This window comes from Nitratireductor aquibiodomus NL21 = JCM 21793 (genome assembly GCF_000615975.1).
Classification (GTDB): domain Bacteria; phylum Pseudomonadota; class Alphaproteobacteria; order Rhizobiales; family Rhizobiaceae; genus Nitratireductor; species Nitratireductor aquibiodomus.
The window spans coordinates 104,693-124,945 of sequence record NZ_BAMP01000002.1 but is presented as its reverse complement, the minus strand read 5'-3'; the positions used below and the strand labels follow the sequence as shown (position 1 = coordinate 124,945).

Sequence of the window (20,253 nt, the reverse complement as noted above, 5' to 3'; positions counted from 1 at the left end):
TCGCGGCCGGTTTGCCGCCGGGCAGGACGAACGACCGCAGCGGCGCCAGCCCGGCGTTCAATGCATCGATATCCGCTTCCAGCCGCTCAACCTGGCTCTGCACGATCCGCAGGGGCTCGTATTCCAGCACCCCGCCGGTATCCGGCGTGGCGAGATCGGCTCCCAGATCGAAGAGATCGTTCTGGATGCGCGCAAGCATCGCGTCGATGCGCGGCTCCGTTTCCGCCAGATGAACACGCGCCATGCCGATACAGGCGTTCGCCTCATCGACAGTGCCATAGGACGCGACCCTGAGATCGGACTTCAGGCGGCGCTCACGCGAGCCGAGACCCGTCGTCCCGTCATCACCCGTGCGGGTATAGATCTTGTTCAGCTTGACCACGAGATCGCTCAGCCACCCTTTGAACGCGCATAGTAGAGCGCAAGCACGACGAAGACGATGGCGACCGCCTGCAGAATGACCCGGGCCTGCATGAGCTTGTTCGACGTGTTCGCCGACCCTCCGCGCATCATGTTCATGAGACCGCGGATGAGGACGATCACGACCGCCATCATCACAAGGATGGAGAGAATGTTGAAGACTGTGGACATGGCGGCTTTCTTCTCGGTTTCAGCCCTGGTTCGACAGGAAGCGGTACAACATGCGCGCCGGAAGGAGCCGTTTCAATGCGACACCGATACGCGCCGGTGTGGTTACCACATAGTGCGGCCTTGGGCGCGGGGAAAGGAGCGCATGAGAAAGCCGCGCATAAACCGCCTCCGGCCCGAGCTTGAATCGTGATTTCACGCCACCCTGCCGCAGACGGGCGAGCTGCGCCTTGTAGGCCTCCCGATGTACGGAGTTTTCATGGTCGATGTAGCGCTCAAACCATGGGAGCCCATTGGTTGCGATTTTGGATTCGACAGGCCCCGGTTCAATCAGGGAAACGTGGATGCCCGAGCCCTCAAGCTCGGCACGCTGGCACAGCATCAGGCCTTCGAGCGCATGTTTCGAGGCCGCGTAGGCACCGCGGTATTTGATGGGGATGAGGCCCAGGATCGAGGAGCAATGAACCATGCGTCCATGCCCCTGCCGCCGCATCACCGGAACCAGGCGCTGTGTGAGATCGTGCCAGCCGAAAACATTGACCTCGAACTGGTGGCGAAGCGCTTCCACCGGAAGATCCTCGACGGCGCCGGCCTGAGCGTAGGCGCCATTGTTGAAAAGTGCATCGAGTGAGCCGCCAGTGCGCTCCAGCACGTTCTCCACAAGCGCGGCGATTGATTCGGGCTCCGCATAATCGAGATAGAACGGCTCGATACCTTCCTGTTCAAGGAGCGCCCGGTCCTCCGTCCGCCGCACCGTTGCGAACACACGCCAGCCGTCCCTGCGTAGCGCGCCAGCACACCATGCACCTATACCGGAGGAAGCGCCGGTGATCAGAATCGTGCGATCCGTGCCCATGAATTTCCTGTCAGCACTTGTCTATAAGTGTCACGGTTTCACATATTGGCCGATGTGAAACAACAAGAAGAAGCATCGAGAACAGCGAAGGGAAGAACCGTGCGCGGACTGAAAGCCACCAGACGCATCATCGGCGATGCGCTCGGGCACTTCAACACCGATGACGGCTGGGCCATGGCCAGTCACGTTGCCATTTCGGCGCTGATGGCCCTGTTTCCATTCCTCATATTCGCCACCGCGCTGGCAAGCTTTCTTGGCGCAGACGCATTTTCACAGCAGGCCGTCGACCTCATATTCGATACGTGGCCGAAAGAGGTCGCAGAGCCAATTGCGCGGGAAGTCCACAATGTGCTTGGCGTGCGCCGCAGCGATGTTTTGACCTTCGGTGTCGTGCTGGCCGGTGTGTTCGCCTCCAATGGCGTGGAGGCGCTGCGTCTGTCCCTCAACCGCGCCTATCGGGTCAGTGAGAAGCGCTCGATCTTCCGCCTGCGTGCGCAAAGCCTGTTTTTCGTGCTCGTCGCAACGCTTGGCTTTCTTGCGATCAGCCTTCTGCTTGTCATCGCACCGGTGGCGCTGCGCATCGCCGCCAGCAATCTCGAATGGATCGCCCCCTATGTCGGCACCATCACCTTCTGGCGCTACGTCATCGCACTGACCGTGCTTATACTCGCCCTGATCTCGGTCCACCTCTGGCTGCCCGCCGGCCGACGCAGTCTCTGGGATGTGCTGCCGGGCGTCGTCTTCACGCTTTTCGGATCATTCATTGGATCGAGCCTTTTCGCCGCCTATCTCGGGCGCTTCGGCAGCTACGCAAGCACCTATGCCGGCCTCGCATCGATCATGATCGCGGTGGTGTTTCTCTACATCATCTCGGCCGTGTTCATTCTCGGCGGAGAACTGAATGCCTCAATCAAGCGCTACCGGGAAGCGCGCGCCGTGGCCGGAGCCGGCTGACGCGGCGTACGGCGGGTGGCAAGGGCCACGCCGAACGTCGTGATGGCCATGCCAACAAGCTGCACCGGCGTCAGGGTCTCATTAAAGAGGAACCATGCCATAAGCGCCGTCACCGCCGGCACGAGATAGAAGAGCGAGGCGACCCGTGCCACCTCGCCTTCTCGAATGAGGATCATCAACAGGAAGATCGCGCCCAGCGAAAGCACGAACACCAGCCACGTCATGGCGAAGACCAGTTCACCGTTGAGCACGAACTCCTGTGTCTCGATCATCAGCGAAACGAGGAACGTCACCGCCCAGCCACCGACATATTGATAGAGCGTGACGGTCACGAGATCGGCGGTCGCAACAAAGCGTTTTTGCCAGACGGTACCGACGCTCATGGCGATCACCGCCACAACAGCCGCGCCAATTGTCGCCACTGTCACGCCGCCGCTGATGGAGCCGAATTTCGGTGAAAGGACCGTAACAACGCCAACCAGTCCGACGAGGAGACCAAGCCAGTGCTTTCCGGTCACCTTTTCTCCCAGGAACAGTCCCGCGATCACCGCGGTCAGCATGGGCTGGAGTCCCACGATGAGCCCGACGAACCCCGCCGGCAACCCATGGCGCACCGCCCAGAAGACGCCGCCCAGATAGACCCCGTGCATCAGCACACCCGCTATTGCAGCATGAAACGCGTTACGCGGGCCGATTGCCTTCGCATTCACCATCGGAATGATCAGCAGCAGGACACCAAAAGTCAGGGCGCAACGCACCCACAAAAAGGTGAAGGGCTCGGCCCACGGCATTGCGTAGCGCGCACCGATGAAACCGGTCGCCCAGAGCAGGACGAACAGGGCCGGGATCGCCCTTGTGAGATCGTTCATCGGATGTGTCCCTGAATACGACGGCGCGGTGATCAACCGCGGCTTTATCAGCCTCACCCCCGGCAAGGAAAGCGAAACATTTCCATCGTAGGATCAATGAAAGTGATCCAAGGCGCCGCCGGGGGGATGCGCACATGCTGATGAAACTGGATACGAGTTGGCTGATTTTCGCGCTCGTCGCCGTCACGATGATTGCCTACATTCTCTCGCTCGGTCTCGACGCCGCCATGAAGGACGACGGGTTCGGCGCGATGGGCAATGCCATGATCATCACCGCCGCATTCTTCGGCACCATCTATCTGGCGAACCAGCGGGGAGTTCGGTTTTCGAGCCTTACTGAAGGAGGAACTGCCGGCCTTGGCGGCGCTTTTGCAGCGCTCCTTGTCCTTGTCATCGTCAAGGCGGTTCTCAGACGGCTGAGCTAGGGTCAGGCGCAGGAGCGCCAATCATCCGGGCTATGTCGCCCGGCGTCGCACCGCTCTCGCGCAACGCGGCAAGGCTTGTATCGCCCCGGCTCTTGGAGAGTTTGCGGCCATCATCGTCCAGAACAAGGTCATGATGATGATATTGCGGCACCGACAGACCCAGCAGTTCCTGAAGCACACGATGCACGGCAGTCGCGTGGAAAAGATCGCGCCCACGCACCACATGCGTGACGCCCTGCAGCGCATCGTCGACCACCACCGATAGATGATAGCTTGCCGGGATTTCCTTTCGCGCGATCACGACGTCACCCCAGCTGTCCGGCATTGCCCGCACACGGCCCGTTTCCCCTTCCGGCCCCTGCCCTGCCTCGTTCCAGTCGAGCGTGTTCCCGACATGGTCGATGGCCGAGGCCATGTCGAGTCGCCATGCAAAGGGCGCGCCCTCATCGATCAGCGCCCGGCGCTCCCGTGCACTCATAAGGCGGTCTTTCCCGGGATAGACCGGCGCACCATCCGGGTCGCGCGGCCAGCGCTCGCCACCCGCCTCGTACTCGGTGATGCGCGCCCGCACCTCCCCCCGGCTCATGAAGGCCGGATAGACAAGGTCCGCGTCGATCAGCCTTTCAAGAGCCGCACGGTAATCGTCAAAATGATCCGACTGTCGGCGCACCGGCTGCTCCCATTGAAGGCCAAGCCACACGAGGTCGCGCAGCACGCCACGCTCCAGTTCGGGCGTGCAGCGGGTCACGTCGATATCTTCCATGCGCAACAGGAAGCGCCCTCCCGTCTCCCGCGCCATTTGCTGGTTCAAAAGCGCCGAATAAGCGTGACCCAGATGAAGCTGGCCATTCGGGCTCGGTGCGAACCGGAAGACCGGGCGTGTCATGAGTGATGCGTGAATCGGGTTGCGGTCGGCATGTGACGATTGCTACGGCTTTCTTCTGCGCTCGGCAAGAACAGGCCACACCAACCCAATGAAACGCATAGACACGGACGCGGACATCCTGCAGGCACTCGAGGCTCTGGTTGCAATCGATGCCCGCCTTCAGGCCGTGCGCGACTGCGCCGGCGACATTCCTCTGAGGCGCAGCGCGCCCGGCTTTGCAAGCCTTGTTTCCATCATCCTGTCGCAGCAGGTTTCGCGTGCCAGTGCCAATGCCATCGAAGCCCGGCTGATCGGGCTTATCAATCCGCTCACGCCCGATGCCATTCTTGCTGCGGGCGAGCAACCGCTGATCGCCGCTGGCCTGTCGCGCGCCAAGCAGCGCACAGTCCTGGCACTCGCTCGGGCGATCGTGGAAGATGGTTTCAACCTTGAGACCCTGTGCGCACGCGACGCCGGTGAGGCCATCACCAGCCTGACGGCGATCCACGGGATCGGCCCCTGGACAGCGCAGGTCTATCTTCTTGTCTCCGCCGGTCATCCCGATGTGTTTCCATCCGGCGATGTGGCCCTGCAGGCGGCCGTGGCGGACGCCCTTGGGTTGCCTGAGCGGCCCGATGCAAAGAGCCTCGCGGGTCTGGCCGAATCATGGTCGCCGCTTCGGGCCGTCGCAGCACGCCTGTTTTGGGCCTATTATCGTGAGATGAAGGGCGCAGAAGCGGCTCCGTTGCTGACGGGAGTAAAAAACTGCGAAAATCCAGATGTTTGACGTGTCATAAAGCAAAATATGCGCTTCACATTCCTGTCACGGCAGGCTTACAGTATCCGCATCGATCGACTTGGCCAGTTGAAGGAGCTTCAAGGACGTGACGATCGCGCTTCGCCAGACAGCATGCCTGCTCTGGTGCTGAATGCGGACTACAGACCGCTCAGTTACTATCCCTTGTCACTGTGGTCGTGGCAGGATGCCATCAAGGCAGTCTTCCTCGACCGGGTCAACATTGTTGCCGAATACGACCAGCAGGTCTCGTCCCCCTCATTTGCGATGAGACTGCCGAGCGTTATCAGCCTGAAAACCTATGTAAAACCGTCGCGCTACCCCGCCTTTACACGTTTCAACGTGTTCCTGCGCGACCGTTTCCAGTGCCAGTATTGCGGCACTCGCGAAGACCTGACCTTCGACCATGTCATTCCCCGCCGTCTTGGCGGCGTTACCTCCTGGGAAAATGTGGTCGCGGCCTGCTCGCCCTGCAATTTGAAAAAGGGCGGTGTCATGCCCGCCCGCGCAAAGATGTGGCCGCAGCAAAAACCCTATCGCCCCACCGTGCACGACCTGCACAACAATGGGCGCCTTTTTCCACCCAACTATCTGCATGAAAGCTGGATGGATTACCTCTACTGGGATGTCGAGCTGGAGCCGTAACGCGCCGGTCGCTGCTTCAAGCGGATGAACGGAGCGATATTCGGTCCGATGCTCTAGCGTTTGAAGGCCGCCCGCAGGGCGATGAACGCCCACAGGGCGCTCGCGAGAACGTTCCAGCCGGCAAATGAAAGCCCCAGGAAACGCCCCGCGGCCTCACTGCATGATGGCGGGATCACCGCGTTAAGCTGGTCGAGCAGATTGCCGCCCAGGTTCTGGCCGGCCGCACCGGCGCCGCAGTCGGCCGGACCTTCCCACCATTTCCATTCGACGCCCGAATGATAAATGCCAAGGGCCATGCCATAGAGCATCAGCGCGGCGCCGACGAGCAGCAGTCCCCGGGTGACAGGCGGCGGCGCTTTCAGCCATGAAGCCAGGAGTGCAAGCAGCATCAGCGGCACACCGATATAATAGGGCGTGCGCTGCTCAAGACACAGCATGCACGGAATGTACCCTCCGATATGCTCGAAACCGAGCGCTATGCCCACGGTTACAGCCAGGCCAACGGCAAGCAGTCCGGCGCTCAGGGTCTGAGTAGCACCGGTGGGGGCGGTAAGGGACATGAAGGGCCTCTAGAAAACGTATCGGATGGCAACGAAGCCGCCGATCAGCAAAACCATGAAAAGGGTGAAAAGAAGGCCAAGGTTCTTCTCAATGAACACCCGGATCGGGGCGCCGAACCTATAGAGCAGCCAGGAAACGAGGAAGAAGCGCAAGCCCCGCCCGATCACCGAGACGACGACGAAGACCAGGAGATTGAGCCCGGTGGCGCCCGAAAAGATCGTCAGCACCTTGTAGGGAAACGGTGTGACCGCAGCGAAAAGCACACCCCAGCCACCCCATTCATTATACCAGCCGGCCACCTGCTCAAATGCATTCTCCTTGCCATAGAAGGCCAGGATCGGTTGCCCGACGGTCTCGTAAAGAAAAGCCCCGATCGCGTAGCCGAGAAGCGCGCCAAGAACGGAGCTTATGGTGCAGATGAATGCATAGCGCAGCCATCTAGCACGCTCGGACAGGACCATGGGGATCAAGAGAACGTCCGGCGGAATGGGAAACACCGAACTCTCGATGAAAGACACGGAACCCAGGGCCTTTTCCGCATGCCGTGTGGCAGCGAGCGACATGGTCCAGTCATAAAGTTTGCGAAGCATGGAGGGTCCTCGATGAGGGGTTTTGTCTAGCCGCTGCAGCGCTCCGACGCAACGGCGATGGTGAAAGACGTGGCAGGTCTGACGATTTGCCATGCGAAGTGTTGACGGAAGCCCGCTTCCCCGTATAGTCCGCAACCTGTCCGGCCGTTCGCGGCGGGCCCCTGTGGCGGAATTGGTAGACGCGCTCGACTCAAAATCGAGTTCCGCAAGGAGTGCTGGTTCGATCCCGGCCAGGGGCACCACTTTCCCCGGAGCATCGTGGTGCGGGACAGGGGGAGGGTTGGCACGGCAATGCTTGAACGGCGCGAGAGCTATCAGCAGCTTTACGACGGGTTCCGCTGGAACATTCCCAAGACCTTCAACATCGGGACCGCCATCTCAAACGCATGGGCTGCGCGCGCCCCCGATCGCATTGCCCTCCTTGAACACCGCCCCGACGGCAACCCCGCAACGCTGACCTATGGTGACTTCGCCGCGCGGTCGGACGCGCTCGCCTCGGGACTTGCCAGGGCAGGACTGGGGCGGGGAGACCGGGTGGCGCTGCTGTTGCCGCAGTCATTCGAGACCGCAATCGCCCATGCCGCGATCTACAAGCTTGGGGCGGTGGCCGTGCCGCTCGCCCTCCTCTTCGGCGCGGAGGCCCTCGAATACAGGCTTTTTACGGCGGGCGCGGCAGCCGTCATCACCACGGGAAGCGGCCTTGCAAAGGTCGCGTATATCCGCGACCGCCTGCCGGCGCTGAAGCTCGCGGTCTGCGTCGATGGCGCCGGGGCGGGGGCGCTCGATTTTCACAGGATCGTCGCCGACAATCACGGCCCTTTCACGCCGGCCGACACCGGCCCCGACGATCCGGCTATGATGATCTTCACGTCCGGCACGACAGGTCCACCCAAAGGCGCTCTGCACGGGCACAGGGTTCTGCTCGGACACCTGCCTGGCGTGCAGTTTCACCACGAGTTCCTACCGCAGGACCGCGACCTCTTATGGACACCCGCCGACTGGGCCTGGGCGGGTGGCCTTCTCAACGTTCTCTTACCCGGGCTTTATCTAGGAACACCGGTCGTCGCCGGACGGTTTGAGAAATTCGACCCCGAAACGGCGCTCGGCCTCATGGAAAAGATGAAGGTGCGCAACGCATTTATCCCGCCGACGGCGTTGCGCATGCTGAAGGCGGTATCGGGGATCCAGAAGCGGTTCGATCTTTCATTACGCACCATAGGCTCTGGTGGAGAAGCCCTCGGCCGCGAAACATTCGAGTGGGCGCGGGGCGAACTGGGCCTTCACATCAACGAGTTCTACGGCCAGACCGAATGCAATCTGGTCCTCTCTTCCTGTCATGCACTGAAAGTCGGCAAGCCCGGCGCCATCGGCCTTCCCGTTCCCGGCCACCGCGTTGCGGTCATCGATGGTGAAGGCAGCCCCGTGCGCGACGGCGAGCCCGGCGACATTGCCGTCCTGCGGCCCGATCCCGTGATGTTCCTCGGATACTGGGAAAACGAAGCGGCAACCCGCGATAAATTCATCGGCGACTGGATGACCACGGGCGACCAAGGCATCCGTGACGGGGAAGGCTATATCCACTTCGTCGGGCGCGATGACGATGTCATTACCTCGGCCGGGTACCGTATCGGACCGACCGAGATCGAGGACTGCCTGACCGGCCACCCCAAGGTCGCTCTCGCTGCAGCCGTCGGCAAGCCTGATCCCGTGCGCACGGAGATCGTAAAGGCCTACATTGTTCTTCGTGAAGGAACGGAACCCAGCGAAGCGCTGGCGGAAGAAATTCGCCTGTGGGTCCGCGAGCGCCTCTCGGCCCACGAATACCCCCGTGAGATCGCCTTCGTCGAATCCATGCCGTTAACGACGACCGGCAAGGTGATCCGCCGCATATTCCGGGAACGCGCGAGAAGCGAATAGGCCGGCACGTCTGGCGTCACAACACCGGCATCGGCAGTCAGGCTGCGTAGCGTCTGCGCTTGTGCTCGTCGAGGAAGCCGGGGATGTCTCTGGCAAGGATGGGCTTGCTGAAGAGATTGCCCTGCGCCTCGTCGCATCCCATCGCGCGAATGATGCGCAACTGCTCCTCCATCTCGACACCCTCCACGACGGTGGTCATGCCAAGCGTAAAAGCCAGATTGACGATGGTCTGAACGATGGCTGCCTGGTCCGCGCTCTTGGTGATTTCCTTGATGAAAAGACGGTCGATCTTGACCTTGTCGAAGGCAAATTTCTGCAGGTAGCTGAGCGATGAATAGCCAGTACCGAAATCGTCGAGCGATATCCGTGTGCCAAGCTGCCGCAAACGCCGCAAATCCGCATGCAGTTTCCGGTTGTCTTCAAGCAGAAGCGTTTCCGTGATCTCCAGCTCCAGCCGGTTTGCCGGTGTATCGGTTTCCACAAGAACGCGCGCAACGGTCTCGACAATGTCATCCCGCTTGAACTGCATGGGAGACAGGTTGGCGGCAATGCTGATGTCGTCAGGCAGCGACTTCATCTCCATGCAGACCTGTCGCAGCACCCATTCACCCAGTTGAACGATGGCACCCGTATCTTCTGCGATCCCGATGAACTCGTCCGGAGAGACAGGCCCGTGAACGGGATGCGTCCACCGCAACAGGGCTTCGAAAGTCGTGACCTTGTTTGTTCCCAGCCCGATGATCGGCTGGAACACCAGGTGGAACTGCTCGTCCAGATTGGCAGAGCGAAGCTCGGCCTCAAGTGCCCTGCGCCGCTGTAGACGCTTGTTCATGCCCTCTTCATAGAAGCGGAATACGCCTCGGCCGTCCCCTTTCGCCTGATAAAGGGCCACATCGGCCTGCATCAGAAGATCGTCCGCGGCCTCATGGTCAGGGTCGGCAACGGCAATACCGACACTCGCTCCGGTAAGCACCTGATGCCCCTCGATTATGTAGGGATCGTCGAGCGCATCGATCAGCCGCTTGGCAAGGCTGCTCGCCTGTTCCGGCTTCTCGACATTTCCCTGAACGACGACGAATTCGTCACCGCCGAGACGCGCCACCGCATCCGTCTCACGCACGGTGTTTCGAATGCGACCGGCCACCGCACGAAGCAAAGCGTCGCCGACGGGGTGCCCGAGCGTGTCGTTGATGCTCTTGAAATTGTCGAGGTCGACGCACATTACCGCCGTTGAGAGACCGCGTTCATTGCTGCTGGCGAGGATTTCCTCCAGTTGCTCGCGCATCATCAGACGGTTTGGTAGATCGGTAAGCGTATCGTGGCGCGCCATGTAGGCGACCTGAGCCTGCGCCTTGTGGCGTTCGGTGATGTCCTCATAAGTTGCAACCCAGCCGCCGCCGCGCATGGGCTGATGCGAAATCAGGATCGTCCGCCCATCGCGCAGTTCCTGCGTCAGCGTATCGGAGCGATTCTGCTCGATCAGCCGCGATTGCAGTTGCGCGACTTGTTCTGCCTCGTCTTCCCCGCTGGCACCAGCCTCCACCATGTCGCCGATAAGCTGGTGCAGAGAGGTGCCGAGCCGGAGCTGCTCCTGTGTCAGCCCGTAGATGCTTTCCATTTTCTGGTTGCTGACGATAAGCCGTCCTTGTGCATCGAACATGCACAGGCCGTGGGACATATTGTTCAGGGCCGTGTTGAACAGCAGGTTCTGGGTGATCAGTTCATCGTTGGCGCGACGGGCGGCCTGCGCGCTTTCGCTCAGTTCCGCACTGGTGCGCAGCAGGTCTTCATTGGTTGCCTTGAGCCGTTGCTGAACACTGATCTGCAGCCGGTGCTGCCATCTCAGCATGGCTATGAACACAAACCCGGTTATGACAAGCGAAAGTGCCAGCGCCGAGAACAGCCAGTGGAGCCTCAGAAGCTCCCCCTGATCCTTTGCCTGAGCTGTCGCACCATATTCATTGGCCTTGGAAGCAAGAGCAACCATCTTGCTTTCCAGCGGCGCCGTGAGATCAAGCGCGATTTGCGCGTTCTCGGGCCTGTCAATCTCGCCGATAAACGTGCCGATCTGCTGCACTGCCGAAGCCAGTTGATCAACCGTTTCCCTGTTTTCGGGCACCACGGAGACAAAGTTTATGAACTCGCCCTGCTCGAACAGACTGAGCCTGCTCATCAGGATCTGATACCGCAGTTCCACGTCCTGCCTGCTGGCCTGTGGAGGTTCGACCAGCATCGCGGTGAGCCTCTGGCGAAAGCGCAAGAGCTCATTCATGCCCTGGCTCGCGCTATAGGCGATGTTGTAGCGGAATATCTGCGTTAGCGCTTCCTGACGCTGAAAGACCAGGACAGAGATGTAAAGCGCCGCAACGGCAAGCGCGATCATGCCGACGGACAGCACCATCTGCACCACGCGCGATGCCGTGCGGCGCCTCATTTTTCTTGTCTCCGGGTCCGACATGGGCAAGGCCTGTCAGACGCTTACCGAACGGTAAAGCGTCGAACCTGCCATACAGAACGCGAGAAATACTTCTGCGTGTTCAGTTCCGGGTCGGAATCATATGGATACACGATGAACAAAGGCCCCTTATCGCTAATCGGCATGTAGCTCCCGTCCCGCTTATACGCGAGAATGGTGCCGTGCTCGGCGAAATCCGCGATCGGAACCGGCGCCTGATAGTCGTTGAGTGCCGTCACAACCAGTTCGTCGCCATCGGCCTTGACCAGGGTCATCAATTCGGAAAGGAGAGCCCCTTCGAATTCGACCGCGTCATCGAACCAGGGGGTGCTTGTCCGGATCTTTGCGGATTTCAGGGCCTCAAGCATTGCGAGATCGAAATCGGCAACACCATCGCCATTGGTTGCGCCGATGTTGCCGTCAATCGTCAGGATGACATCCCCCTGCGGCTTCTGCAGAGTAGCGTCCTGTGCGAAAGCGGGGACAATAAACGAGAAGAGCAGCAACGTCGCCGTCGCAACCCAACCTCCCACGAGCTTTTTATTGTGCATTTTTCAGCCTCTTTAGTGGCGTAAACTCCAACGCAGTCCACAATAGTGCCGGCTAACCAACAACAGGTTAACGGCGCGGCCACTCGACACAGACGCTGCTGATGATTGACACGCTCCGCAGCCAGTGCCAAAGCTCTAAGCCAAAAGGACTATACAATAGACAGGCCGGCTCGCATAACGGTCGTGAGTCCAGATCTCTCCCAATGCGATGCAACGCGGGAGAAAAAGCACCCAGAACCAACAATTGTATTTGCAGATCAGGGGTTTAGGAAGTGGAAACGTACAAGGAATTCACCTTCGAGGCAGCGCATAAGCTGGAGCCATATTCCGGCCTCCACGGCCATTCCTTCAAGGTCTCCGTCCATCTCGTCGGCGAGCCGGACCCGGTCTTTGGCTGGGCTGCCAATCTTTACGAAGTAGAGAAGCAGATCGACGAGATTCACAAAATTCTCGATCATACCTACCTGAACGATATCGAAGGCCTTTCCGTGCCGTCGCTCGAGAACCTTGCCAAGTGGATTTACGACAGGCTGGCCGAGAAATCCCCTGCCCTTCAACGTGTCGAACTGAAGCGCGGCGCCGAGGGCCAGGCGGAAGGCTGTGTTTATCAGCCGGCCAAAGCTGCCTGACGGGCCCTCGCCGTCCTCGCATGGCCAATAATATCGCTTCGGGGAGCCATGGCTCCCCGATTGAGTTTATTGCGGTTCTGCAAGAGCAGCGTCGATCAACCGCTCAGCGTCCGAACTGCCCCACTCCGCCGGCCCGTTCATGTGCGCGAGCAGGCATCCGTCTTCACCGATTAGCAGCGTGACCGGCAAACCGAGCGCCAGCCCCTGACTTTTAAGGTCGTTGAAAATCTTCATCGAGGCATCACGGTAGTAGCTCAGGGCTTCAATGCCTGTCTCTTGAAGAAAGGTGGTGGGCTTTTCATCATCGCCACGATCGACATTCACCGCCACGACTTTGAATGCGTCCGACCCCTTTGCTGACTGCAGTGCATCCAGCGCCGGCATTTCCTCCCGGCATGGCGTGCACCAGGTGGCCCACAGGTTCATCAGCATAACCCGGCCCGAAAAGTCAGCGACGGTCATCGCTTCTCCATTGGGCCCGTTGAAGCCCAGAGTTTTGAGCGAACGCGGCGGGTCGGCTGCGAGCATCGCCGCGACATGACCTGTTGCCGCATCGCCCACCGCTTTGGCCTTTACCTGCTTTGCAGAACAGGCTGCGTTGTCGGCTTCAGCGACAATCGGCGTCGCCGCCATGTTGCCATCCAGCCCGCCCTTCACGTATACCGCAATCGCACCCGCGATGGCGCCCGCAGCGACAGCCAGGACGACCAGACGGAGTGCCGGGAATTTTTGTTTCTGCTTCGACATTCTTCTTTCCACACTAGCGCCCGGTTATCATGATGAGCGAAGACCAAGCCAGCAACCGCATGTGGGGTGGACGTTTTGCCTCAGGACCCGATGCCGTCATGGAGGCGATCAACGCATCCATCGGCTTCGACAGGAAGCTCTACGCCCAGGACATCCGCGGCAGTCTGGCCCATGCCGCAATGCTGGCGAAGACTGGCATAATTTCGGCGGAAGACGAAAAAAAGATCGTTCACGGGCTGAACACGATCCTGTCAGAGATCGAGGCCGGCAAATTCACCTTCTCGGCACAGCTCGAAGACATTCACATGAATGTCGAGGCACGCCTGGCAGAGCTGATCGGCCCCACTGCCGGGCGCCTGCACACCGCGCGCTCGCGCAACGACCAGGTGGCACTCGACTTCCGTCTCTGGGTCAAGGAAGAGCTGCAGCGCATCGATGCCGCGCTTGGCGGCCTGATCGAAGCGTTCCTCACCCGTGCCGAAGAGCACGCCGCCAGCGTGATGCCGGGCTTCACGCATCTCCAGTCGGCGCAGCCGGTGACGTTCGGCCATCACATGATGGCCTATGTCGAGATGTTTGGCCGCGACCGTTCGCGCGTGCGCGACGCCATCAAGCGGCTGGACGAAAGCCCGATCGGCGTGGCTGCCCTTGCCGGCACGGGCTTCCCGGTCGACCGCCACATGACGGCGGAGGCGCTCGGCTTCCGCGAGCCGACACGCAACTCCATCGATACCGTCTCGGATCGCGATTTCGCCCTTGAATTCATGTCGATCTCAGCCATCTGCGCCACGCATCTTTCCCGGCTGGCCGAGGAAATCGTCATCTGGTCGACGCCGCAGTTCGGCTTCGTGCGCCTGTCTGATTCCTTCTCCACCGGCTCCTCGATCATGCCGCAGAAGAAGAACCCGGACGCCGCCGAGCTGATCCGCGCCAAGACCGGCCGCATCAATGGCGACCTGATCGCGCTGCTGACGGTGATGAAGGGCCTGCCGCTCGCTTATTCCAAGGACATGCAGGAAGACAAGGAAGCCGTCTTCGACGCTGCCGAAACACTCGACCTGATGCTGGCCGCGATGACCGGCATGGTCGGTGACATGGAGGTCAACACGACCGCCATGAAGAAGGCCGCCGGAGCCGGCTTCTCCACCGCCACCGACCTTGCCGACTGGCTGGTGCGTGAAGCGGGCCTGCCGTTCCGCGAGGCGCATCACGTGACGGGCCGCGCCGTGGCGCTCGCCGAGGAAAAGAAGTGCGGGCTTGAAAAACTTGCGCTGGAAGACCTTCAGGCGATCAACCCGGCCATTCACGATGGCGTTTTCTCGGTGCTGTCGGTCGGCAATTCCGTGAAAAGCCGCACCTCCTATGGCGGAACGGCACCTTCGGAAGTGCGCCGTCAGATCCGTTACTGGAAGAAACGCCTGAAACGGGATGCAACGCCCGCCAAAAAGCGCTAAAACGCAGCGCACGCACTTTCGAGGAATGGAACGCTCATGACGGCCCGCCGCACGCTCACCCTTGTCATGCTCGGCCTCGCGCTTGGCCTTGCCGCCTGCGGGCGCAAGGCTCCGCTTGATTCGCCTTACGAGGCGGCATTGGATGCACGCAAGGAAGCAGAACGCAACGACCAGCCCGTGCCGCCGGCACCGGAGAAACCGGTTGAGGATCGTCCCTTCATTCTCGATGGTCTTCTCTAGAACAGAGCCAAAAGGGCCTGCGCCGCGCGGCGGCGCAACCCCGCGTCCAATCGCCCAGCCGAAAGTATCCTGCCGTGAATCATTTCGAGTATCGTGACGGCGTCCTGCACGCCGAAGATGTGTCGGTGCCCGCCATCGCGGAAGCCGTCGGTACCCCGTTCTACTGCTATTCCACGGCAACGCTGACGCGTCATTACCGTGTCTTCTCGGAAGCCTTCGAGGGGCTGGATTCGCTCGTCTGCTACGCCATGAAGGCAAATTCCAACCAGGCCGTGCTAACCACGCTCGCCCGCCTCGGCGCCGGCATGGACGTGGTCTCAGAAGGCGAGCTGCGCCGTGCGCTGGCCGCCGGCGTGCCTGCCAGCAAGATCCTGTTTTCCGGTGTCGGCAAGACCGCGCGCGAAATGGACTTCGCGCTCCAGGCCGGCATTCTCTGCTTCAACGTCGAATCGATGCCCGAGCTTGAACAGCTCTCCTCCCGCGCCAGCACGCTGGGGCTGACGGCCAATGTCTCGCTGCGCATCAACCCGGATGTCGACGCGAGAACGCACAGGAAGATCTCCACCGGCAAGGCGGAGAACAAGTTCGGCATCGGCTGGAAGGATGCCCGCGCCGCCTATGCGCGGGCCGCCGAGCTTCCGGGCCTGAAAGTGTCCGGCATCGACATGCATATCGGCAGCCAGATCACCGAGTTGCAGCCCTTTGACGATGCTTTCGCTCTACTGACGGAGCTGACCGAAACCCTGCGCGCCGACGGCCACGCCATCGAGCATGTGGATCTCGGCGGCGGCCTTGGCGTTCCCTACGCGGAGGATGGCGACCAGCCACCCCTGCCCGACGCCTATGCCGAGGTCGTGCGCAAGCACATGAAGAAGCTTGGCCTGAAGGTCATGCTCGAGCCCGGCCGACTGATCGCCGCCAATGCCGGCATCCTTGTGTCGGAAGTGGTTTATGTGAAGGAAGGCGAAGCGAAGAACTTCGTCATAGTCGACGCGGCGATGAACGACCTCATCCGGCCCACGCTCTATGAAGCCTTCCATTCGATCAGGCCGGTTGCCGAAGCGCGGCAGGATGCAGGAAACATGGTTGCCGACGTGGTGGGCCCGGTCTGCGAGACGGGTGACTATCTCGCGCTGGACCGCAGGCTCCCCGCACTCAAGGCCGGCGATCTCATCGCCATAGGCTCCGCGGGTGCTTATGGCGCTGTCCAGGCGAGCACCTATAATTCGCGTCCACTGGTGCCCGAAGTGCTCGTCAACGGCGACCGGTTCCATGTGATCCGGGCCCGTCCCAGCCACAAAGAGCTTATCGAACTTGATTCGATACCCGACTGGCTGACGGACTGAAATTGCAGGGCACGCGGATCACAATTTCGCGTGCCGCCTCGCCTTCGCCCGGTTTGCTGCTATCCTTGTGAACGACAGGGCGTGCGATTCACGTGCGCTACGGCACCATGCTGAGAGCGTCTATGGCTGAAACAACTTCAAGGCATGAGCGCACAGGCAGTCGCTTTTCCCGGCTCGCCCGCACCCGGTTTGCCACGCGCCTCGTCATAGTGCTGGAGCGCCTCTGGCCGCTCATTCTGCCACTCCTCGTCCTCATCAGCCTGTTTCTCAGCATTTCTTGGCTGGGTCTCTTCCGCCTTATGCCCGACGCGGCCCGCTACGGCGTGATCTCTGTTCTTGGCCTGCTCGGCCTTGCGTCATTATGGCCCCTTCGTCGTTTCCGCCGTCCTAGGCCTTCTGAGATCGACAGACGCATCGAACGTGCCAATCAGCTGGCGCATGAACCTGTCGCAGTCCAGTCCGACCGGCTCGCCGGAAATCGCGACGGTTTTGCCGAAGCGCTCTGGAAAGAGCACCAGAAACGCATGGCTGGCAGGCTCGACAATCTTCATGGCGACCTGCCCAAAACCGGGGTGCCGGAAAAAGATCCGTGGGGCCTGCGCGCCGCCGCCGCCCTGCTCCTGGTAATCGCCGCGACGTTCTCCACCGGCCCCTATGGTGGCAGCGTCCTGGATGCGTTCCGGGCGCATGGTGGTGCCGAGATCGTCCCACCGCGCATTGATGCCTGGGTCACCCCGCCGACCTATACCCGTCGTGCACCGGTCTATCTCACAGCAGAGGCAAACCGGGAGACGAAGAGCTTCACCGTTCCGCAGGGCAGCATACTCGCTCTGCGGGTAACCGGTGGCTCGGGAAGCGAAACCCTGTCCTTCCTCGATTCGAGCGATACCGAGACCCCGATCGCACCCGAAGGTGCATCACAGAGCGAGACCCTCTCGGCAGATAGCGCCGCCCGGCGCTTCGCCGGCACATTGAACGAAGACGGAAAACTGGTCCTGAAGCGTGACGGCCAGGAAATCGAAAGCTGGCTTTTCTCCGTAACGCCCGACAGCCCGCCGGAAATCCGATTTGCCGAGGAGCCGAAACGCGCTGTGAGTGGCGCTTTGGAACTCGCCTATGAAATCGAAGACGACTACGGCCCCGCGGAGGCACAGGCGATCTTCCAGCAGACCTATGAAGCCCCGAACGCACGCCCCCTTTACGAAGCGCCCGACCTGCCCCTGACGCTGCCGCGCCGCGATGGCCGCACAATCGCCGCGAAAACCTCGCGCGACCTGACAGAACACCCCTGGGCCGGCAGTTCGGTAAAGATGATCCTGCGTGCCGTTGACGACGCAGGGCAGGAAGCAAAGAGCGAAGCGAAGGTGTTCGCGCTGCCCGAGCGAACCTTCACCAATCCTCTCGCCAAGGCTCTCATCGAGCAGCGGCGCACGCTGGCACTCGACGCGACCAGGAAACCGCGCGTGCTGGCCATGATGGATGCCGTCATGACATGGCCCGAAGAAACGCTGAAGGACCTGTCGCAGTTTCTCGGGGTCTCCGCCGCGCGTTCAAGGCTTGAGACAGCTCGGACCGACGACCAGCTCCGCGATGTCGTCGACTACCTGTGGGAAATTGCACTCATCATCGAGGACGGCGATCTGACCGCCGCCGAGAAACGCCTCCGGCAGGCACAGGAAGCATTGAAGAAGGCGCTTGAGGAAGGTGCGAGCGACGAAGAGATCGCCCGCCTGATGGACGAACTGCGCAGCGCCATGCAGGAGTTCCTGCGTGAGTTTGCCGAGCGTGCGCAGCAGAACCCCAACATGGCCCAGCAACTGCCGGAGAACGGCCAGATGCTAAGCCAGAACGATCTGGACCGCATGCTCGATCAGATCGAGGAACTGGCCAAGTCCGGCGCGCGTGATCAGGCCCGCGAGCTTCTCTCCCAGCTCGAGAACATGATGAACAATCTGCAGGCGGGGCGCTCGCAGCAGGGGCAGTCCGGCAACCAGCAATCGGAGATGCGCCAGCAGATGGACGAGCTCGGCAATCTGATGCGGCGCCAGCAGGAACTGATGAACGAGACCTTCCGCATGGACCAGATGCAGCGCGGACAGCGGGGGGAGCAGGGCGAACGGGGTCAGCAGGGACAGGATCAGCCGGCCAGGGTCAGCAACCTGGCGAGGGTCAGCAACCTGGCGAGGGTCAGGGCATGTCACCTCAGGAATTCGCCGATGCCATGCGCGGTTTGCAGCAGGGTCAGGGCACGCTTCGGCAGGACCTCGAAAGTCTCATGCAGGGGCTTGAGGGGCTCGGCATTCAACCCGGAGAAGGATTTGGCGAAGCCGGCGAAGCCATGGGAGAAGCCGAAGGCGCGCTCGGCGAAGGCGAAGGCGAACAGGCCGTCGGTGAGCAGGGCCGCGCGCTGGAAGCACTGCGGCGCGGCGCGCAGGACATGATGAACCAGTTGCAGCAGGCCATGCGCGGCGAGCAGGGCGGTGGCGATCAGGGTTATCGGCAGGGCAACAACGGACGCGACCCGCTCGGTCGCCCGCAGTCGACCACGGGCCCCGATTTCGGCGATTCGGTCGAGGTGCCGGATGAAATCGATACGCAGCGCGCACGCCGCATTCTCGAAGCAATCCGCAAACGCCTCGGCGATGCCCTGAGCCCCGCGCTTGAAAAAGAATATCTGGAACGGCTGCTCGACATGCAGTGAGCCCCAGTGAAGGGGCGCTGACCGTTACAGCGCGGGCATCAGGCGGCCAGTGCCTCGCCAACGCGCTGGCGCAGCTCACTCAGCGTGAATGGCTTGTTCACGACACCGGAAACCGTGCCTTCCAGTTCCACGGCACGCTCGCGCTGATCCGCATAGCCGGTCATCAGAAGTAGTCGGAGACCGGGAAACGCGTCGGCCACGGCACGCGCCATCTCGATACCGTCCATCGCCGGCATACGGATGTCCGAAAGAACGAGACCATAATCGCCGGCCGTGGCGCTGATCTTCTCAAGCCCCTCAAGGCCGTCACCCGCGGTTTCCACGGTGTGACCGGCGGCACTCAGTGCCCGGGCGGTAAAAGTACGGACGGACTCATCGTCCTCAACGATCAAAAGCTTAGCCATGGCCTGTTTTCGCCCCATCCGATTACGCTTCGGTAAACGAGCCAGCCTTCACTTGTCTAAAATACCGCCGCTCAGGCATCGCCCTTCACGACGCCGACAAAAGGCAGTTCGCGGAAGGCATGGGCCACGTCCATTCCATAGCCGACCACGAAATAGTCAGGGCATTCGAAGCCAACGAATTCGGCATCGACCTCCGTCTGCCGCCGCGAATGCTTGTCGAGCAGCACCGCGATGGAAACAGACTTTGCGCCCCGCGAGAGCATCAGTTCCCGGGTGTGCTTCAGGGTTTTGCCCGATTCCAGGATGTCATCGATGAGCAGCACGTCACGGCCGCTGACATCGTTGTCGATGTCACGCAGCACCTTGATCTCGCCGCTTTCGGTGCCGGCGCCATAACTGGAGATCATGATGAACTCCACTTCCGGCGAAATGCCGACATCGTGCATTGCGCGGATCAGGTCCGCCGCAAAGATAAACGACCCTTTGAGAACGGAAATGACCAGAAGATCGTCATACTCGCGCGAAGCGATGTCCTTGGCGAGTTCCAGATTGCGCCTGGCGATGGTCGAGGCAGAAAACAAAACCTCGATTTCCTTGCCGCGAACAACAGGCATGGGCGGCGAACTCCTGTCAGGGCACTTCCGGCAGCACTTGCTGTCC

Annotated in this window: 21 protein-coding genes, 1 tRNA gene and 1 pseudogene; 11 read left to right on the top strand and 12 right to left on the bottom strand. The window is 61.1% G+C overall.

Annotation, left to right across the window (positions count from 1 at the left end):
* The 3 genes from JCM21793_RS01310 to JCM21793_RS01300 form a co-directional block, all read right to left on the bottom strand.
* Nucleotides 1-382, bottom strand: a 382-nt coding sequence (locus tag JCM21793_RS01310) for a cob(I)yrinic acid a,c-diamide adenosyltransferase (RefSeq protein WP_025029218.1), incomplete at its 3' end; no start/stop codon positions are given.
* An 8-nt stretch (nucleotides 383-390) separates the two neighbouring features.
* Nucleotides 391-591, bottom strand: coding sequence for a twin transmembrane helix small protein (locus JCM21793_RS01305; protein ID WP_007008808.1), 201 nt, complete (start codon nucleotides 589-591; stop codon nucleotides 391-393).
* A 19-nt stretch (nucleotides 592-610) separates the two neighbouring features.
* Nucleotides 611-1,444 carry an SDR family oxidoreductase gene (locus tag JCM21793_RS01300; RefSeq protein WP_025029217.1) on the bottom strand — a complete coding sequence of 278 codons (834 nt, stop codon included), beginning with the start codon at nucleotides 1,442-1,444 and terminating at the stop codon, nucleotides 611-613.
* Between the two features lie 99 nt (nucleotides 1,445-1,543).
* Here JCM21793_RS01300 and JCM21793_RS01295 point away from each other — a divergent pair, with 99 nt between their 5' ends.
* Nucleotides 1,544-2,398: a YihY/virulence factor BrkB family protein gene (locus JCM21793_RS01295; RefSeq protein ID WP_025029216.1), complete on the top strand. Its 855-nt coding sequence runs from the start codon at nucleotides 1,544-1,546 to the stop codon at nucleotides 2,396-2,398.
* On the opposite strand, the gene JCM21793_RS01290 is transcribed toward JCM21793_RS01295, so the two are convergent.
* Entirely contained in the window at nucleotides 2,362-3,267 is a 906-nt protein-coding gene (locus JCM21793_RS01290) for a DMT family transporter (RefSeq protein WP_025029215.1), read from the bottom strand. The two genes, JCM21793_RS01295 and JCM21793_RS01290, sit on opposite strands and share 37 nt — an antisense overlap.
* Nucleotides 3,268-3,401: 134 nt before the next feature.
* Between JCM21793_RS01290 and JCM21793_RS01285 the strand changes: the two genes are divergently transcribed.
* Nucleotides 3,402-3,692 (top strand): hypothetical protein, encoded by a 291-nt coding sequence (locus JCM21793_RS01285; protein ID WP_025029214.1) that lies wholly within the window; start codon nucleotides 3,402-3,404, stop codon nucleotides 3,690-3,692.
* On the opposite strand, the gene gluQRS is transcribed toward JCM21793_RS01285, so the two are convergent.
* Nucleotides 3,676-4,578, bottom strand: a complete 903-nt coding sequence (gluQRS, locus tag JCM21793_RS01280) for a tRNA glutamyl-Q(34) synthetase GluQRS (protein ID WP_025029213.1) — start codon at nucleotides 4,576-4,578, stop codon at nucleotides 3,676-3,678. The genes JCM21793_RS01285 and gluQRS overlap by 17 nt on opposite strands.
* Nucleotides 4,579-4,666: 88 nt before the next feature.
* Between gluQRS and JCM21793_RS01275 the strand changes: the two genes are divergently transcribed.
* Both JCM21793_RS01275 and JCM21793_RS01270 read left to right on the top strand, forming a co-directional pair.
* Complete coding sequence (locus tag JCM21793_RS01275) at nucleotides 4,667-5,344, top strand: DNA-3-methyladenine glycosylase family protein (RefSeq protein WP_025029212.1); 678 nt, start codon at nucleotides 4,667-4,669, stop codon at nucleotides 5,342-5,344.
* Nucleotides 5,345-5,467: 123 nt separating this feature from the next.
* Nucleotides 5,468-5,998, top strand: a complete 531-nt coding sequence (locus JCM21793_RS01270) for an HNH endonuclease (RefSeq protein ID WP_036539290.1) — start codon at nucleotides 5,468-5,470, stop codon at nucleotides 5,996-5,998.
* Between the two features lie 53 nt (nucleotides 5,999-6,051).
* Here JCM21793_RS01270 and JCM21793_RS01265 read toward each other — a convergent pair whose 3' ends face one another.
* Both JCM21793_RS01265 and JCM21793_RS01260 read right to left on the bottom strand, forming a co-directional pair.
* Nucleotides 6,052-6,558 carry a disulfide bond formation protein B gene (locus JCM21793_RS01265; protein ID WP_025029211.1) on the bottom strand — a complete coding sequence of 169 codons (507 nt, stop codon included), beginning with the start codon at nucleotides 6,556-6,558 and terminating at the stop codon, nucleotides 6,052-6,054.
* A gap of 9 nt (nucleotides 6,559-6,567) precedes the next feature.
* Nucleotides 6,568-7,149 (bottom strand): YqaA family protein, encoded by a 582-nt coding sequence (locus JCM21793_RS01260; RefSeq protein ID WP_007008800.1) that lies wholly within the window; start codon nucleotides 7,147-7,149, stop codon nucleotides 6,568-6,570.
* Between the two features lie 157 nt (nucleotides 7,150-7,306).
* On the opposite strand from JCM21793_RS01260, the gene JCM21793_RS01255 reads away from it, so the two are divergent.
* Nucleotides 7,307-7,391 (top strand) — tRNA-Leu (locus JCM21793_RS01255).
* Nucleotides 7,392-7,440: 49 nt separating this feature from the next.
* Complete coding sequence (locus JCM21793_RS01250; protein ID WP_025029210.1) at nucleotides 7,441-9,066, top strand: AMP-binding protein; 1,626 nt, start codon at nucleotides 7,441-7,443, stop codon at nucleotides 9,064-9,066.
* Nucleotides 9,067-9,103: 37 nt separating this feature from the next.
* Here JCM21793_RS01250 and JCM21793_RS01245 read toward each other — a convergent pair whose 3' ends face one another.
* Complete coding sequence (locus JCM21793_RS01245; protein ID WP_036539288.1) at nucleotides 9,104-11,500, bottom strand: putative bifunctional diguanylate cyclase/phosphodiesterase; 2,397 nt, start codon at nucleotides 11,498-11,500, stop codon at nucleotides 9,104-9,106.
* Nucleotides 11,501-11,544: 44 nt separating this feature from the next.
* Nucleotides 11,545-12,072, bottom strand: a complete 528-nt coding sequence (locus JCM21793_RS01240; RefSeq protein ID WP_007010088.1) for a putative pterin-binding protein — start codon at nucleotides 12,070-12,072, stop codon at nucleotides 11,545-11,547.
* Nucleotides 12,073-12,344: 272 nt separating this feature from the next.
* Between JCM21793_RS01240 and JCM21793_RS01235 the strand changes: the two genes are divergently transcribed.
* Complete coding sequence (locus tag JCM21793_RS01235) at nucleotides 12,345-12,701, top strand: 6-pyruvoyl trahydropterin synthase family protein (protein ID WP_007010089.1); 357 nt, start codon at nucleotides 12,345-12,347, stop codon at nucleotides 12,699-12,701.
* Nucleotides 12,702-12,767: 66 nt separating this feature from the next.
* Here the strand turns inward: JCM21793_RS01235 and tlpA are convergent, their stop codons facing one another.
* Entirely contained in the window at nucleotides 12,768-13,448 is a 681-nt protein-coding gene (gene tlpA, locus JCM21793_RS01230) for a thiol:disulfide interchange protein TlpA (RefSeq protein ID WP_025029208.1), read from the bottom strand.
* A gap of 32 nt (nucleotides 13,449-13,480) precedes the next feature.
* On the opposite strand from tlpA, the gene argH reads away from it, so the two are divergent.
* From argH to JCM21793_RS23445, 4 genes and pseudogenes are all read left to right on the top strand, one after another.
* Nucleotides 13,481-14,902: an argininosuccinate lyase gene (gene argH / locus JCM21793_RS01225; protein ID WP_025029207.1), complete on the top strand. Its 1,422-nt coding sequence runs from the start codon at nucleotides 13,481-13,483 to the stop codon at nucleotides 14,900-14,902.
* Nucleotides 14,903-14,938: 36 nt separating this feature from the next.
* On the top strand, nucleotides 14,939-15,142 hold the full coding sequence (gene lptM / locus JCM21793_RS01220; RefSeq protein WP_007010092.1) for an LPS translocon maturation chaperone LptM: 204 nt from the start codon (nucleotides 14,939-14,941) through the stop codon (nucleotides 15,140-15,142).
* A 74-nt stretch (nucleotides 15,143-15,216) separates the two neighbouring features.
* Complete coding sequence (gene lysA / locus JCM21793_RS01215; RefSeq protein WP_025029206.1) at nucleotides 15,217-16,488, top strand: diaminopimelate decarboxylase; 1,272 nt, start codon at nucleotides 15,217-15,219, stop codon at nucleotides 16,486-16,488.
* Between the two features lie 122 nt (nucleotides 16,489-16,610).
* Nucleotides 16,611-19,189 (top strand): annotated as a pseudogene (locus JCM21793_RS23445) (TIGR02302 family protein).
* Between the two features lie 38 nt (nucleotides 19,190-19,227).
* On the opposite strand, the gene JCM21793_RS01205 reads toward JCM21793_RS23445, so the two are convergent.
* Together JCM21793_RS01205 and hpt are read right to left on the bottom strand one after the other, a co-directional pair.
* Nucleotides 19,228-19,593 (bottom strand): response regulator, encoded by a 366-nt coding sequence (locus tag JCM21793_RS01205; protein ID WP_025029205.1) that lies wholly within the window; start codon nucleotides 19,591-19,593, stop codon nucleotides 19,228-19,230.
* Between the two features lie 71 nt (nucleotides 19,594-19,664).
* Nucleotides 19,665-20,207 (bottom strand): hypoxanthine phosphoribosyltransferase, encoded by a 543-nt coding sequence (hpt, locus tag JCM21793_RS01200; protein WP_007010095.1) that lies wholly within the window; start codon nucleotides 20,205-20,207, stop codon nucleotides 19,665-19,667.
* Between the last annotated feature and the right edge of the window lie 46 nt (nucleotides 20,208-20,253).